This window comes from Brenneria corticis (assembly GCF_003115855.1).
Classification (GTDB): domain Bacteria; phylum Pseudomonadota; class Gammaproteobacteria; order Enterobacterales; family Enterobacteriaceae; genus Brenneria; species Brenneria corticis.
On the sequence record NZ_KZ819076.1, the window covers coordinates 282366 to 297811 of the forward strand.

Below are 15446 nucleotides of genomic sequence, written 5' to 3' on the forward strand. Positions count from 1 at the left end.
GTTGCCAGAGATGCCCGCCTGCGCGGGCATGACGGAGGGGTAAGGCATGGTGAATAAAAGTGTCTTGACCGCTGACGTTCAACACAGTATCTGCGGAAGCAGGAATTTTTCTGATATCAATGTATTAGCTGAAAACAGATCCCCGCCTGCGCGGGGATGACGATGAAGGGTTTGTCAGCAACCTCGCCGGATCAGAACGGAATATCGTCGTCAAAGTCCATCGGCGGTTCGTTGCCCGCTGCCGGAGCGTTGTTCTGCGCCGGGCGCGGTTGCTGCGCTGGCGCGGCGCCGCCGCTGAACTGATTGCCGCCGCCCTGCGGCTGCTGCGGCTGGCCCCAGCCGCCGGATTGCTGCCCGCCCGCGCCGCCGCCGGCCGGTGCGCCGCCGCCTTGACGACCGCCCAGCATTTGCATGGTGCCGCCGATATTGACCACCACTTCGGTGGTGTATTTGTCTACGCCGGACTGATCGGTCCATTTACGGGTTTGCAGCGAACCTTCGATATAAACCTGAGAACCCTTACGCAGGTATTCGCCCGCAACTTCAGCCAGTTTGCCGAACAGCACCACGCGGTGCCATTCGGTTTTCTCTTTCTGCTCGCCGGTTTGCTTGTCACGCCAGCTTTCCGACGTGGCCAGCGTGATGTTGGCAACCGCACCGCCATTCGGCATATAGCGAACTTCCGGGTCCTGCCCCAGATTTCCGACAAGAATCACTTTATTAACGCCCCTGCTGGCCATGCTCGTGTCTCCTGATGAATCACTTGATTTATCTTAAGTCTAAACCATCGATTTTAGCATGATACGAATTTCTATCATACCTGCGAAATAGCTTCAGCAATGAAAGCGCTGATTGCAGCGGTTGCATAAAAAACGCCCCAACAACTGGATATCCATTCAGCCTTTTTGGTGGTAGGCTATCCCGGTTCGGTGCCTTTACCGGCTGTTTCCGTCAACGCTAAAAACGCGCCTGGCGTTTTTTTTGTGCCATAATTGCATGTTTCGTACCGGTTGTCTCCGTCCGCGAGATAATGCAAAACCGTATTTATTTCGGGAAGTGTGTGAATGGATAAGATCGAAGTTCGTGGTGCCCGTACTCATAATCTCAAGAATATCAACCTGATAATCCCTCGCGACAAGCTGATTGTGATCACCGGATTATCCGGTTCAGGCAAGTCATCGCTGGCGTTTGATACGTTATATGCCGAAGGGCAGCGACGTTACGTTGAATCTCTCTCCGCCTATGCGCGCCAGTTTTTGTCGCTGATGGAGAAACCGGACGTCGATCATATCGAAGGGTTGTCGCCCGCCATTTCCATTGAGCAGAAATCGACCTCCCATAACCCGCGCTCCACCGTCGGTACCATTACCGAAATTCACGATTACCTGCGCCTGCTGTTTGCCCGCGTCGGCGAGCCGCGCTGCCCGGAGCATGACGTTCCGCTGGACGCGCAGACCGTCAGTCAGATGGTGGATAACGTGCTGTCTCAGCCGGAGGGCAAACGGCTGATGCTGCTGGCGCCGGTGGTGAAAGATCGCAAGGGCGAGCACAGCAAGACGCTGGAAAATCTGGCGACGCAGGGTTACATCCGGGCGCGTATCGACGGCGAAGTGTGCGATCTGTCCGATCCGCCGAAGCTGGAATTGCAGAAAAAGCACACCATCGAAGTCGTCGTCGATCGCTTCAAAGTGCGCGACGATCTGGCGCAGCGCCTGGCGGAGTCGTTTGAAACCGCGCTGGAATTGTCCGGCGGCAGCGCGGTGGTGGCCGATATGGACGACCCGACGGTGCCCGAACTGCTGTTCTCGGCTAATTTCGCCTGTCCGGTGTGCGGTTACAGCATGCATGAGCTGGAACCGCGCATGTTTTCGTTTAATAACCCGGCGGGCGCCTGTCCCAGCTGCGATGGCTTGGGGGTACAGCAGTTTTTCGATCCGGCACGGGTAATACAGAACGGCGAGCTGTCGCTGGCGGGCGGCGCGATCCGCGGCTGGGATCGGCGCAACTTCTACTATTTCCAGATGCTGCGCTCGCTGGCGGAGCACTACAAGTTTGATGTCGACGCGCCGTTCGACAGCCTGGGCGAATCAGTCCAGAAGCTGATCCTGTACGGTTCAGGCAAGGAAAACGTCGAGTTTAAATATATCAATGACCGGGGTGATACCTCGGTGCGTCGTCACCCGTTTGAAGGGGTGCTGCATAATATGGAGCGCCGTTATAAAGAGACGGAATCCAGCGCGGTGCGCGAAGAGCTGGCGAAATTTATCAGCAATCGCCCTTGCGCCAGCTGCGGCGGCACGCGTCTGCGTGAGGAAGCGCGCCATGTGTTCGTTGAGCAGACCACGCTGCCGGAAATTTCCGATATGAGCATCGGCCATGCGATGAGCTTCTTTCAGAATATGCAGCTCAGCGGACAGCGCGCCAAAATCGCCGAGAAAGTGCTGAAGGAAATCGGCGATCGGCTGAAATTTCTGGTCAACGTGGGGCTGAATTACCTGTCGCTGTCGCGCTCGGCGGAAACCCTCTCCGGCGGCGAGGCGCAGCGTATTCGTCTGGCGAGCCAGATCGGCGCCGGGCTGGTCGGGGTGATGTACGTGCTGGACGAACCGTCCATCGGCCTGCATCAGCGCGATAATGAACGCCTGCTGGAAACGCTGATTCACCTGCGCAATCTGGGCAACACCGTGATTGTGGTTGAGCATGACGAAGACGCTATCCGCGCCGCCGACCATGTGATTGATATCGGCCCCGGGGCGGGCGTGCACGGCGGCGAGATAGTCGCGGAAGGGACGATGCAGCAGATTATGGCGGTGCCGGAATCGCTCACCGGCCAGTTCCTCAGCGGAAAACGCAAGATTGACGTGCCGCAACGGCGCGTGCCGGCCGACCCGACCAAAGTGCTGAAGTTGATCGGCGCGAAGGGCAACAATCTGAAAGACGTGACGCTGACGCTGCCGGTGGGGCTGTTTACCTGCATCACCGGGGTGTCCGGCTCGGGTAAATCCACGCTGATTAACGATACGCTATTCCCGCTGGCGCAGCGTCAGCTTAACGGCGCCACGCTGGCTGAGCCTGCGGCCTACCGCGATATTCAGGGGCTGGAGCATTTCGATAAAGTCATCGACATCGACCAAAGCCCGATCGGTCGTACGCCGCGCTCCAATCCGGCGACCTATACCGGTATTTTTACCCCGATTCGCGAGCTGTTCGCCGGCGTGCCGGAATCACGCACCCGCGGCTATAACCCCGGCCGCTTTAGCTTTAACGTCCGCGGCGGGCGCTGCGAAGCCTGTCAGGGGGATGGGGTCATCAAAGTCGAAATGCACTTCCTGCCGGATATCTACGTGCCGTGCGACCAGTGCAAGGGCAAACGTTATAACCGTGAAACGCTGGAAATCAGATATAAAGGCAAGGGCATTCATGAAGTGCTGGATATGACCATCGAAGAAGCCCGCGAGTTCTTTGATGCCATCCCGGCGCTGGCGCGCAAGCTGCAAACCCTGATTGACGTCGGCCTGTCGTATATCCGTCTGGGCCAATCCGCCACCACGCTGTCCGGCGGCGAGGCGCAGCGCGTCAAGCTGGCGCGCGAGCTGTCGAAACGCGGCACCGGGCAGACGCTGTATATCCTGGATGAACCGACCACCGGCCTGCATTTTGCCGATATCCAGCAATTGCTGGCGGTGCTGCACCAGCTGCGCGATCAGGGCAATACCATCGTGGTGATCGAACATAATCTGGATGTGATTAAAACTGCGGACTGGATTGTCGATCTTGGTCCGGAGGGCGGCAGCGGCGGCGGGGAAATTCTGGTATCCGGGACGCCGGAAACGGTCGCCGACTGTGAACAGTCGCATACGGCGCGTTTCCTGAAACCGATGCTGGCGCGCCAACCTGCGTAACCTTCACCGATAAGCCGAGGTAGCTATGTGGATACAACATGAAATTCGATTGAAGCCCAAAGCCAGAGGCTTCCATTTGATCACCGATGAAGTGCTCGCGCAGGTCAGCGAGCTACGGCGCATCAGGGTCGGTCTAATGCATGTTTTTATCCAGCATACCTCGGCATCCCTGACGATAAATGAAAATGCCGATCCTACCGTGCGGCAGGATTTTGAACGTTTCTTCAATCGTCTGGTGCCGGAAGAGGAGCCCTATTATCAGCATGTTGATGAGGGCAGTGACGATATGCCCGCGCATCTGAAAGGCAGTTTACTGGGCAATAACCTGACGCTCCCGATTAGCGACGGGAGGCTGAATGTGGGTACCTGGCAAGGGATTTATTTATGTGAACACCGTAATCACGGCGGTAGTCGCCGCTTGGTTGTGACCCTGCAAGGGGAATAATGAGCCGGCCGGGGATACGGCGAACCGCAGGGAGCGAATCTCTTTTAAGCCGCGAGACGCCGGGTTTTTTCTCTGCTGCGATTTTTTTTAACAGTTTTTTTGACCATAAAAATAATAAAGATATAGATAATCAAGCCGATAAGAACCATCAGCGCAGTGAGAGTGACTAACGCGGATGGATGTGAAGAAGGATAATGATGACGGCTGCCGGCTGGATATTATCCTGGCGTTGGTTTCTTACATAGAATCTTGGGCGAAGCCGTCGTTCGGCGATAAGCATTATTTTCCGAATGGCGGCGGTAGTAATGTTGTCAGTGTTGCTGTTGTTGCATTTTTTGATGTTATTTATGGTGACTACTCTCCTTCATAATTTCCCATCCTGTTGATATCCCTCACTTGTCGTTCTCTGTCGTGTTTTGGCTTTTTATTGAAGTAAGGGGTGAGTATGTGTTTATCTGACTGGAAAATCGGCACACGTTTGGTGGCCTGGTTTATCTTTCTCGTCGCCATGATTTGTCTTATCAGTCTGGTCTCGCTTTCGCGGTTATCTTATTTTCACGATGACGCCCGCGGAATAGTTGAAGATGTCTATCCGCAGACGGTGGATTCCAACCGGTTGATCGATGATGTGAATGCCGCGGTATTGGCGTTTCAGAAACTGCTACTGGTGCAAAGCGAGGATAAAGTCAAACAGGTACGTGATGAAATCACCCACGTATCGAGTAATATCAGCCAATTAATGGAAAAAATAGCGGCCGGCGCAACCGATGCGGAATCGCAGAAAATTATGCGCGATATTCACCAATATCGGACGGAATTTCTGAATTCGGGGCAAAAAATTATCAGCCTGACTTTGGCGGGAGAGCAGGATGCGGCCGTCGCCGAGTTTAATGCCAACACGGATATTATTCAGAGCAAATATCGAAGCGCCATCACCCGGCTGATTGATTATCAGGATAACGCCATGGATGTCACGATTGATGAGATGTCTCACTCCTATAACGTCAGCCGCTGGATTCTGCTGGGTATTCTGTTCGGCTGTATTGTGGTCGGCAGCGTAATTGCCGTAGCGATGACGCGCAGCATAACGTCGCCGATTAATCAGGCATTGCAGGTGGCTAATCGCGTGGCGCAGGGAGACCTGATGTCAACGATTGAGTTGCGGGGCAAAGATGAAACCAGCCAACTGCTGCAGGCGCTGGAGCATATGAATGTCAGTCTGCGGCAGATCGTCGGTCAGGTACGTGAAGGGGCGGAATCCATCACCACCGCCTCTTCCCAGATTGCCGCCGGCAACCAGGATCTGTCGGCGCGTACGGAAGAGCAGGCCAGCTCGCTGGAACAAACCGCGTCCTCCATGGAGGAATTGACGTCGACCATTAAAAATACCGCCGATAACACCCGGCAGGCCACGGAGATTGCCAATAAAGCGTCTGATTCGGCGAAGCGCAGCAGCGAAGTGATGGTTTCCGTTACGCAAAAAATGCGCGGGATTCGCGATTCTTCCCAGCGGATGGCGGAAATTATCAGCGTCATCGACGGCATTGCCTTTCAGACCAATATTCTGGCATTGAATGCCGCCGTGGAAGCCGCCCGGGCCGGCGAACAAGGGCGCGGTTTCGCCGTGGTGGCGGGTGAAGTCCGTTCTCTGGCGCAGCGTAGCGCCACGGCGGCAAAGGAAATTAAAGAACTGATTGATGATTCCGTCGGAAAAATCCATGAAGGGATGCAGTTGGTGGATAATGCCGAAGAAAATATCAGCGGCCTGACGACCAACGTTCAGGACGTAAACGATATCATCAGCGAAATCGCCCAGGCCAGCCATGAGCAAAGCGACGGCATCAACCAGATTAATATTGCGGTAGGGCAGATCGACAGCACCACCCAGCAGAACGCGGCCCTGGTGGAAGAATCCGCTTCAGCGGCGCTTTCGTTGCAGTCTCAGGCGTCGATACTGGCCGAGTCGGTGCGTACGTTTAAGCTGGATGACGCGGGGGCATTAACGCGTCCCACCGATGCGAGCAGCTTCTCGCAATCCTCCGCGTTGCCAGCGGCCGGCAAGTTAGCGCCGACAGCGAACAAACCAGCGGATAGTTCACAGGACTGGACCTCGTTCTAACCCTGGCCGAAGCCATTCTCCGCATGAGGATGGCTTCACTATTTTCAGCCAAATCACGCTATTAAAAACAGACAAAGTTTCACTGCAAAGGCGATACTTTGCCTTAGTGTTATCTGCCTGCACTGCAGTGAACCATCTGACACACTAGCGCCAGCAGCATACACTTTTCTAAGCTGCCTGTACGGCAGCTCAGAAAAATGTGTAATATCACCGATCCCAATTTCACCACCGTTCACTGCTGTACAGGCAGTGAACAGTCTGGCCGAGGGACTGGGTTTGCTGCTGATTTTCTAAGCTGCCTGTGCGACAGTGAACGTAGTCGCGCCCGGCATCGGCGTTTCGGTCTTTTTCTGAGCTGCCTGTGCGGCAGTGAACATTGTGCCAGTTAATCCGCCGAGAGTGTTTTCTTTCTGAGCTGCCTGTGCGGCAGTGAACTAACAATGCGGCGCATCGTCGATAGTGATGAGTTTCTGAGCTGCCTGTACGGCAGTGAACGCAGCAACAACTATGTTTCCGGTATGCAGTTATTTCTAAGCTGCCTGTACGGCAGTGAACTGGCTGGGGCTGGTGGAATGTGTTTCACGGCTTTTCTAAGCTGCCTGTACGGTAGCTTAGAAATACGCAATATAGAGAAGTATTTGAGGAAAATAGTTCACTGCCGTACAGGCAGTGAACAAGATAGCCAGGCAAGCGGTCGATCACGTACGTTTTCTGAGCTGCCGTACAGGCAGCCCACAAAATTCAGCGCAGTTGCCGGGCTTCTCTGGCGATAGCGGTTTCCTTGCGCGAATCAATGCGCGAGATTACTGCCCCGCCGGGAGCGGTTTTTTTGTCTATTGCCTTCTATCGGGAGTAAAGTTGCGCTATTGGCATTAATTTTCGTCAGGAGGGCAGGATGTACCAGTCAGTTTTATTGCCGGTGGATGTCAGTGAGCCGGAGTTAACGGAAAAATCGTTGCAGCAGGCCAGGTTCCTGGTGGAAAAAACGTCGGCCAGCCTGCGGCTGCTGTATGTGATATCCACGGTGCCGGACTATATTCTGAACCGGTTTAATCCGCAAACGCATCAGTTTGAAGACACTCTGGCAACGGATATCAAGCAACAGCTGAAAGCTATCGCCGATAAGCTGGCGCTGCCGGAGGAGCGGCTTTCAATCAGCGTTCGTATGGGGTCGATTTATGATGAAATTCTGAAAGAGGCGGAGGAAGTCAACGCCGACCTGATTGTCATTGGTTCGCGGCGACCGAGCGTGACCACTTACCTGCTGGGTTCCAACGCTTCCGCTATCGTGCGCTACGCCAAAACCTCCGTGCTGGTGGCGCGCTAGCCGGTTATCTCCGTTCGGATAGGGATAAGAGCCGCCGGACGGCGGCTCCCCGGTCGCTTATTGAATGGCGGCGAAAGCCGCGGCGACGCGCTGAACGTTGCCGTGGTTCAGACCCGCAAGGCACATACGGCCGCTGGCGATCAGATAGACGCCGAACTCTTCGCGCAGGCGATCGACCTGTGCCGGGCTGAAGCCGGTGTAGCTGAACATGCCGCGCTGGGTCAGCAGATAGTCAAAATTACGCTGCGGCAACGCCTCTTTCAGCGCCGCGACCAGCGTCTGGCGCATTGTCAGAATACGCGTGCGCATCTCTTCCACTTCGGCCTGCCAGCCGGCATTTAGCGCCGGGTCGTTCAATACCCTGGAGACCACCTGGGCGCCAAAATTCGGCGGTGACGAATAGTTGCGGCGTACGGTGGCTTTTAGCTGGCCCAGCACGCGCAGCGCGGTTTCCTCATTTTCGCATACCACCGAAAGGCCGCCGACGCGCTCGGCGTACAGTGAGAATATTTTCGAGAACGAATTGGCGATCAGCGCCGGAATACCCGCGCCGGCCACGGCGCGAACCGCATAGGCATCTTGCGCGATGCCGGCGCCAAAGCCCTGATAGGCGATGTCCATAAACGGGATCAGTTCGCGGCTTATCAACACCTCGATAACGCGATCCCATTGCTCGTTGGTCAGGTCGGAACCGGTCGGGTTATGGCAGCACGGATGCAGCAGCACGATGCTGTGCGCCGGCAGCTGTTGCAGGGCGGCGAGCATCGCGTCGAATTTTACCCCCCGCCTGTCGGCGTCAAAGTAAGGGTAGGTATGCACCTTAAAACCCGCCCCGGCGAAAATGGCGATGTGGTTTTCCCAGGTCGGATCGCTGACCCACACTTCCGAGTGCGGAAAGTAGCGTTTCAGAAAGTCGGCGCCGACTTTCAGCGCGCCTGAACCGCCGAGCGTCTGAATGGTGGCAATGCGCTTGGCGGTCAGAGCCGGATGATTTTTGTCAAACAGCAGGTGCTGAATGGCGGTACGGTAAGACTGCAACCCTTCCATCGGCAAGTAGGAGTTTGCCTGCTTGGGTAATTGTTGCAGTTCGTCTTGCGCGGCGCTGACGGAGCGAAGCTGCGGAATAATGTTCTGTTCGTTGTAGTAAAGCCCGATACTCAAATTTACCTTGTCCGCACGCGGATCCTGTTTGAATTTTTCCATCAGCGACAGGATAGGATCGCCGGCGTAGGCATCAACGTTTTGAAACACGGTGTAACTCTCCTAAATCTATGGGATATCGGGCAACGGTTGTCTCGGCATCGCTCAGACTGTCAGACCGCGTAGCGGCCGGGGCGATGGTTCATCGCAATAATCAGGTTCAGAATAATCGCGCCCAGTATGGAGGCGATCAGCATCGGTATGCTTACCACGAACAGGGAAGTCAGTACAATCACAATATCCACCGCCATCTGAAATTTCCCCGCGCGCAGGCGGTATTTGTCCTGCAGGTAGAGCGCCAGTATGTTCACGCCGCCCAGGCTGGCCTTATGGCGGAACAGCACAATAAACCCCAGTCCCATAATCAGGTTGCCGAACAGCGTCGCGTAGAACGGGTTCAGCCGGTCGAAGTGAATAAATAGCGGATGCAGATCGGAAAACAGCGACACCAGCGCCACGGCGCAGAAGGTTTTTATGGTGAATTTCCACCCCATCCGACGGATGGCCAGATAATAGAACGGCAGGTTCAGCAGAAAAAACGCCGTACCGAAGGAGACGTGGGTCAGGTAGTGCAGTAAAAAAGCCATACCCGCGGTGCCGCCGGTAAGGGCGCCGGCCTGACGTAGCAGAATAATGCCGAAAGAGACCATCAGCGTGCCAATCAGGATCGCCAGGATATCTTCCAGCGGGGTGTGTGACAATTTTTCAGTAGCGATAACGTTGTCCATATTGGCGGCTCAATACGTAGTCAATAACCATGGATATATTAAGCAAAAATTGCACCAGATAACCCGCTGGCGGGGCCTTATAGAGGAGGGCGACGCCAGGGGAAAAGGGATAACTTATTGAATCATAAATATGCACAGATAATGCATTTTGGGGCTTTTTATGGTCTATGTTGTGCAGTTGTTGGCTATTTTGTGCGTACTTCAATGATTGCTTGCACCAATAAAAGGCGGGTTGCCCCATATCAGGGCAACGGCGGCGCGTCGGGCGTCATCAGGCCATTTTCCTTCAGCCGGTTAAGCACCACCGAGGTTTTCAGATGCGCCACGCTTTTGTTCTGCGACAGGATCTGGCTGATCAATGCGCTCAACCCCGGCAGATCCGCCACCGCCACCTTCAGCAGATAGTCGGCGTCGCCGGTGGTTTTATAGGCGTCGATAATGGCGTCGACTTCACCCAGCATCTGGTGGAATTTTTCGACGTATTCCACGGTGTGGTTAATCAGTCTGACCTCGATCAGCCCCAGGCACTCCAGGCCGACGGCGTTGGGGGAGAGTCGGGCGTGATAGCCAAGAATAAGCTGGGCCTGCTCCAGCGCGATACGGCGCCGGGAGCATTGGGAGGCGGAAAGCCCGACCAGTTCACTCAGCTCCTGGTTGGTCAGACGGGCATTGGCCTGCAATAGCGTCAGTATTTTCAGATCAAAGTCATCAATGTTGTACATGGTTCTCTCTACGCGGCGCGGGAAAATAATCTCCCAGACTACCAGTTTTTTACCCCGCGTTGTCTATGGGTTTTTTATCGACGGCGTCCCGGCAGCGGCGGAAATCCGCCGGGCGGAACGCGGTTCGCCACGCTGTCGGCGCGTCCCATTTGTGTATACTGCTGCTTTTGCCAACCGTCTTTTTTTAATTATGGGGAAAACGTAATGATCAAATGGTGTCCGCTTGCTTTGCTGTTAATCGCCGAAGGGGTAAGCGCGCAGTCTCATCTGGATAAGGTTCAGCAACAGGGCGTGCTGAACGTGTGCACCACCGGGGACTACAAGCCCTATACCTATCGACACGCCGACGGGCGCTACGAGGGAATTGATATCTCGATGGCCGAGTCGCTGGCGCAAAGCCTGGGCGTGAAGGTTAACTGGGTGAACACCACCTGGAAAACGCTGATGCCGGACTTACAGGCCGGAAAGTGCGATATCGCCATGGGCGGCATCTCCGTGACGCTGGCGCGGCAAAAGGCGGCGTTCTTTACCACGAGGCTGGACGTGGATGGAAAAATTCCGCTGGCGCGCTGTGAGAATAAAGATAAATACCAAACCATTGAACAGCTTAATCGGCCTTCCGTGCGTCTGATCGAGCCGGCGGGCGGCACCAATGAAGCCTTCGCGCATAAATATTTGCCGCAGGCGACGTTGATACTGCAAGACAACGTGACCATTTTTCAGCAGTTGGTGGATAACAAAGCGGATGTGATGATAACCGAAGCGTCGGAAGCCTTATTCCAGCAGAAACATTACCCGGCGCTATGCGCGATTAACCCCGACAAGCCGTTGCAGTACGGAGAAAAGGCCTATATGTTGCCGCGCGATGACATAACCTGGAAGCAGTACGTCGACCAGTGGCTGCATTTGAGCAAAGCCACCGGCGAATACCACAACATTGTCGGGGAATGGCTGGCGCTCAAGCCGTAATCCTTCGCTAAAAGGAGAGGTTGCTGACAAACCCACTCCGCCATAGTCATCCCCGCGGAGACGGGGATCTACTTTCAGCTAGTGCGTTGATATCAGGAAGATTCCTCCTCGCGAAAGCGGGGACCCGCAGATACTGTGTTGAACGTCAGCGGTCAAGACACTTTTATTCACCATGCCTTACCCCTCCGTCATGCCCGCGCAGGCGGGCATCTCTGGCAACGCAGCGCCAGCAGTGAAGACCTCTCACCGCTTTCCCCCCCCGTAGAGGAATGACGGATTTGGATTCGCTATTACCAATGGTTACTTTGTCGATGGCCTGCCTTTTGGCTATTCGTCGCTGTATTCCAGCCGGGTGCGCTGCGTCAGGCGGGTAATCAGCTCATAGGCGCTGATCCCCGTATGCGCGGCGATTTTTTCCACCGGCAGCGCCTTACCCCACAGGATCACCTCGTCGCCCACGCGGTCCTGCGCATCCGGCCCCAGGTCGACGGTAATCATATCCATCGCCACGCGCCCGCAAAGCGGGACTTCACGGCCGTTCACCCGCACCGGCGTGCCGGCCGGCGCGCTGCGCGGATAGCCGTCGCCGTAGCCGATAGCCGCCACGCCCAGCAGGGTATCGCGCTTACTGGTCCAGATGCTGCCGTAGCCAACGGGTTCTCCCGCTTTGTGCTCGCGCACGGCAATCAACTGCGAGGTCAGGGTCATGGCGGGCTGGAAACCAAAATGGGCGGCGTCTGCGGTTTCCAGCGGCGAAACGCCGTACAGGATAATGCCCGGCCGCACCTGATCGCGGTGCGACTGCGGCCACAGCAGAATGCCGCCGGAGGCGGCGATGGATTGCGCGCCGGGTTTATCCGCGACAAAAGCGTCAAAGCAGTCGAGCTGGCGTACGGTGGTATCCACCTGCGGCTCATCGGCGCGGCAAAAATGGCTCATAATGTTCACCGGTTGCACCACATTGCGGCATTGCGCCAGCCGCCGGTAGAAGGCTTCGGCGTGTTCCGGCAGCACGCCGAGGCGATGCATTCCGGTATCGAGCTTCATCCACACGCGAACGGGCTGCGACAGCGTCGCCTGTTCCAGCGCGGCGAGCTGTTCCAGGCTGTGAACGGCGGTTTCCAGTCGATGCTCGGTCACCAGGGGGAGTTCGTCGGCGGAGAAAAAACCCTCCAGCAGCAGGATGGGCTTGTCGATGCCCGCCGCGCGCAGCTGCAGCGCTTCTGAAAGCCGGGCGACGCCGTAGCAGTCGGCGTCGCAAAAGGCGCGGGCGGCTTCAATGATGCCGTGGCCGTAGGCATTGGCTTTCACCACCGCAACCAGGCGGCTTTGCGGGGCCAGTTGGCGGATCCGTTGCAGATTGTGACGCAGCGCGCGGCGATTAACGACGGCGGTTGCCGTTTTCATTCTTTAGTCCTTAACGCACTATGCTCACGGTGCGTTATTCGTCATCGTATTGTGGGCCGGCGTAATTATCAAAGCGCGACCACTGCCCGTTAAAGGTCAAACGAACGGAACCGATCGGGCCGTTACGCTGTTTCCCTAAAATAATTTCGGCGATGCCTTTCATGTCGCTGTTTTCATGATAAACCTCATCACGATAGATAAACATAATCAGGTCGGCGTCCTGCTCGATGGAGCCGGATTCACGCAGGTCGGAGTTAACCGGCCGTTTATCCGCCCGCTGCTCCAGACTACGGTTAAGCTGGGACAGCGCGACGACAGGGACTTGCAATTCTTTTGCCAATGCTTTGAGCGAACGGGAAATTTCGGCGATTTCCAGCGTACGGTTATCGGACAGGGACGGAACGCGCATCAATTGCAGGTAGTCGATCATAATCAGGCTCAGGCCGTCATGTTCGCGGAATACCCGGCGGGCGCGGGAGCGAACTTCGGTTGGCGTCAGGCCGGAGGAGTCATCAATGTACATATTGCGTTTTTCCAGCAGGATCCCCATGGTGCTGGAAATGCGCGCCCAGTCCTCATCGTCCAGCTGGCCGGTGCGGATACGGGTCTGATCCACGCGCGACAGCGACGCCAGCATACGCATCATGATCTGATTGCCGGGCATTTCCAGACTGAAGATCAGTACCGGTTTATCCTGGGTCATCGCCGCGTGTTCGCACAGGTTCATCGCAAAGGTGGTTTTACCCATCGACGGACGCGCCGCCACGATAATCAGGTCGGATTTTTGCAGGCCGGCGGTCTTTTTATTGAGATCCTGATAGCCGGTATCCACGCCGGTAACGCCGTCGTGCGGCTTCTGATAAAGCTGTTCGATGCGGGCGACGGTATCTTCCAAAATGCGGTCGATGCTTTTCGGGCCTTCATCTTTGCTGGCGCGGTTTTCGGCAATCTGAAAGACGCGGGACTCCGCCAGATCGAGCAGATCTTCGCTGCTGCGCCCCTGCGGATCGTACCCGGCGTCGGCAATTTCATTGGCGACGGAAATCATCTCGCGCACCACGGCGCGTTCGCGCACGATATCGGCATAGGCGCCGATATTGGCCGCGCTGGGGGTGTTCTTCGCCAGCTCGGCCAGATAGGCAAAACCGCCCGCCGATTCCAGCGAACCCTGTTGTTCAAGCGATTCGGACAGGGTGATCAGGTCTATCGGCCGGCTCATTTCCAGCAGGCGCTGCATTTCGGTGAAAATCAGACGGTGGGCGCGATTATAGAAATCGTTGGCGACAACGCGTTCGGCGACGTTATCCCAGCGCTCATTATCGAGCATCAGGCCACCCAATACCGATTGTTCCGCTTCCAGCGAATGCGGCGGAAGCTTCAGACCTTCCATCTGGCGGTCTCGGGGTTCATTCGATTTATTGGTCGGTCTTTTTTCTGCCATGAAACGAGTTCTTTTACCGGTTGATTTGCCATTGATTAAGAGGGCATTGTATATCTGAAAGCGACGAATAACACACTTCTAATACACACAAAGAGAGGACGCGACATGGCAAAACGCATTCAGTTCAGGGCTTATGGCGGCCCGGAGGTTCTGCAATATGTTGATTTCACGCCCGCCGAGCCCGCCGCGGGCGAGGTTCAGATAGAAAACCGCGCCATCGGCATCAATTTCATCGACACTTACGTGCGCAGCGGCCTGTATCCGGTTCCCGATCTGCCTTCCGGACTGGGGACGGAAGCGGCGGGGGTGGTGGCGAAAGTCGGCGCGGGCGTGCGGCATCTCCAAGTCGGCGACCGGGTGGTTTATGCGCAGTCGACGCTGGGATCGTATAGCGAGGTGCATAACGTGGCGGAAGCGCGCGTGGCGCTGCTGCCGGACAGCATCAGCTTTGAGCAGGCGGCGGCATCGTTCCTGAAAGGGCTCACGGTTTACTACCTGTTCCATCAGACTTATGCGCTCAAACCGAATGAAATCTTTCTATTCCATGCCGCGGCGGGCGGCGTCGGGCTGATTGCCAGCCAGTGGGCCAAAGCGCTGGGCGCCAAACTGATCGGCACGGTGGGGTCCGATGAAAAAGCGCAGCGGGCAAAACAGGCGGGCGCCTGGGAAACCATTAACTATCGCACCGAAAATATCGCCGAGCGGGTCGCCGAACTGACCGGCGGCGAAAAGGTGGCGGTGGTGTTCGATTCGGTGGGGAAAGACACCTGGGAACCCTCGCTGGACAGCCTGCGCCGTCGCGGATTAATGGTCAGCTTCGGCAATGCGTCCGGTCCGGTGACTGGGGTTAATCTGGGGCTGCTGAATCAGAAAGGGTCGCTGTACGTTACCCGCCCGTCGATAGGGGGGTACATAACCAATCGCGCCGAACTGGAACAGGCCGGCAACGCGCTGTTCTCCCTGCTGGCCAGCGGCGCCATCAAGGTGGATGTGCCGGACAGTCAGAAATTTGCGCTGGCGGACGCGCAGTCGGCGCACCGGGCGCTGGAAAGCCGCGGCACGCAGGGTTCCAGCCTGCTGATCCCTGGTCCGTAATGGCTTGCGCTCAGTAAAGCAAAAAGGCCTCCGTAAGGAGGCCTTTCAGACTGATGACAAAGTCCTGGCCTCTCAGCCAGGACTTTGATCT

13 protein-coding genes and 1 CRISPR repeat array are annotated in these 15446 nt (G+C 56.3%); of the genes, 7 read left to right on the top strand and 6 right to left on the bottom strand.

The window, feature by feature from the left end; all coding sequences use genetic code 11:
- Positions 1-191: 191 nt before the first annotated feature.
- Positions 192-740, bottom strand: coding sequence for a single-stranded DNA-binding protein SSB1 (gene ssb1, locus DDT56_RS09310; RefSeq protein ID WP_136166166.1), 549 nt, complete (start codon positions 738-740; stop codon positions 192-194).
- Positions 741-1064: 324 nt separating this feature from the next.
- Between ssb1 and uvrA the strand changes: the two genes are divergently transcribed.
- The 5 genes from uvrA (at position 1065) to DDT56_RS09340 (ending at position 7793) form a co-directional block, all read left to right on the top strand.
- Positions 1065-3902, top strand: a complete 2838-nt coding sequence (uvrA, locus tag DDT56_RS09315) for an excinuclease ABC subunit UvrA (protein WP_136166167.1) — start codon at positions 1065-1067, stop codon at positions 3900-3902.
- A 25-nt stretch (positions 3903-3927) separates the two neighbouring features.
- Positions 3928-4347, top strand: coding sequence for a secondary thiamine-phosphate synthase enzyme YjbQ (locus DDT56_RS09320; RefSeq protein WP_136166168.1), 420 nt, complete (start codon positions 3928-3930; stop codon positions 4345-4347).
- A 181-nt stretch (positions 4348-4528) separates the two neighbouring features.
- Positions 4529-4717 (top strand): hypothetical protein, encoded by a 189-nt coding sequence (locus DDT56_RS09325; RefSeq protein ID WP_136166169.1) that lies wholly within the window; start codon positions 4529-4531, stop codon positions 4715-4717.
- A 75-nt stretch (positions 4718-4792) separates the two neighbouring features.
- On the top strand, positions 4793-6466 hold the full coding sequence (locus DDT56_RS09330) for a methyl-accepting chemotaxis protein (RefSeq protein ID WP_136166170.1): 1674 nt from the start codon (positions 4793-4795) through the stop codon (positions 6464-6466).
- Positions 6467-6753: 287 nt separating this feature from the next.
- A CRISPR array of direct repeats spans positions 6754-7021; the repeat unit is 28 nt; unit sequence TTTCTGAGCTGCCTGTGCGGCAGTGAAC.
- A gap of 340 nt (positions 7022-7361) precedes the next feature.
- The gene (locus DDT56_RS09340) at positions 7362-7793 is read left to right on the top strand and encodes a universal stress protein (protein WP_136166171.1); all 432 of its coding nucleotides are present in this window, start codon (positions 7362-7364) and stop codon (positions 7791-7793) included.
- A gap of 57 nt (positions 7794-7850) precedes the next feature.
- On the opposite strand, the gene DDT56_RS09345 is transcribed toward DDT56_RS09340, so the two are convergent.
- The 3 genes from DDT56_RS09345 to DDT56_RS09355 form a co-directional block, all read right to left on the bottom strand.
- A complete protein-coding gene (locus DDT56_RS09345) occupies positions 7851-9044 on the bottom strand; it encodes an amino acid aminotransferase (RefSeq protein ID WP_136166172.1) in 1194 nt (397 codons plus the stop codon).
- Between the two features lie 62 nt (positions 9045-9106).
- Positions 9107-9721: a YitT family protein gene (locus DDT56_RS09350; RefSeq protein ID WP_136166173.1), complete on the bottom strand. Its 615-nt coding sequence runs from the start codon at positions 9719-9721 to the stop codon at positions 9107-9109.
- Positions 9722-9963: 242 nt separating this feature from the next.
- Positions 9964-10443 carry an Lrp/AsnC family transcriptional regulator gene (locus DDT56_RS09355; RefSeq protein ID WP_136166174.1) on the bottom strand — a complete coding sequence of 160 codons (480 nt, stop codon included), beginning with the start codon at positions 10441-10443 and terminating at the stop codon, positions 9964-9966.
- A 204-nt stretch (positions 10444-10647) separates the two neighbouring features.
- Between DDT56_RS09355 and DDT56_RS09360 the strand changes: the two genes are divergently transcribed.
- Positions 10648-11412 (top strand): transporter substrate-binding domain-containing protein, encoded by a 765-nt coding sequence (locus DDT56_RS09360; protein ID WP_136166175.1) that lies wholly within the window; start codon positions 10648-10650, stop codon positions 11410-11412.
- 327 nt (positions 11413-11739) lie between these two features.
- On the opposite strand, the gene alr is transcribed toward DDT56_RS09360, so the two are convergent.
- Positions 11740-12819 (bottom strand): alanine racemase, encoded by a 1080-nt coding sequence (gene alr / locus DDT56_RS09365; protein ID WP_136166176.1) that lies wholly within the window; start codon positions 12817-12819, stop codon positions 11740-11742.
- Positions 12820-12853: 34 nt separating this feature from the next.
- Positions 12854-14260 carry a replicative DNA helicase gene (dnaB, locus tag DDT56_RS09370; RefSeq protein ID WP_136166177.1) on the bottom strand — a complete coding sequence of 469 codons (1407 nt, stop codon included), beginning with the start codon at positions 14258-14260 and terminating at the stop codon, positions 12854-12856.
- A gap of 105 nt (positions 14261-14365) precedes the next feature.
- Between dnaB and DDT56_RS09375 the strand changes: the two genes are divergently transcribed.
- Positions 14366-15355, top strand: a complete 990-nt coding sequence (locus DDT56_RS09375; protein WP_136166178.1) for a quinone oxidoreductase — start codon at positions 14366-14368, stop codon at positions 15353-15355.
- Positions 15356-15446: the final 91 nt, after the last annotated feature.

Bases quoted from the DNA above. Each gene is read 5' to 3' on its own strand.
- ssb1 (WP_136166166.1), bottom strand. From the start codon at position 740: ATGGCCAGCAGGGGCGTTAATAAAGTGATTCTTGTCGGAAATCTGGGG.
- uvrA (WP_136166167.1), top strand. From the start codon at position 1,065: ATGGATAAGATCGAAGTTCGTGGTGCCCGTACTCATAATCTCAAGAAT.
- DDT56_RS09320 (WP_136166168.1), top strand. From the start codon at position 3,928: ATGTGGATACAACATGAAATTCGATTGAAGCCCAAAGCCAGAGGCTTC.
- DDT56_RS09330 (WP_136166170.1), top strand. From the start codon at position 4,793: ATGTGTTTATCTGACTGGAAAATCGGCACACGTTTGGTGGCCTGGTTT.
- DDT56_RS09340 (WP_136166171.1), top strand. From the start codon at position 7,362: ATGTACCAGTCAGTTTTATTGCCGGTGGATGTCAGTGAGCCGGAGTTA.
- DDT56_RS09350 (WP_136166173.1), bottom strand. From the start codon at position 9,721: ATGGACAACGTTATCGCTACTGAAAAATTGTCACACACCCCGCTGGAA.
- DDT56_RS09355 (WP_136166174.1), bottom strand. From the start codon at position 10,443: ATGTACAACATTGATGACTTTGATCTGAAAATACTGACGCTATTGCAG.
- DDT56_RS09360 (WP_136166175.1), top strand. From the start codon at position 10,648: ATGATCAAATGGTGTCCGCTTGCTTTGCTGTTAATCGCCGAAGGGGTA.
- alr (WP_136166176.1), bottom strand. From the start codon at position 12,819: ATGAAAACGGCAACCGCCGTCGTTAATCGCCGCGCGCTGCGTCACAAT.
- dnaB (WP_136166177.1), bottom strand. From the start codon at position 14,260: ATGGCAGAAAAAAGACCGACCAATAAATCGAATGAACCCCGAGACCGC.
- DDT56_RS09375 (WP_136166178.1), top strand. From the start codon at position 14,366: ATGGCAAAACGCATTCAGTTCAGGGCTTATGGCGGCCCGGAGGTTCTG.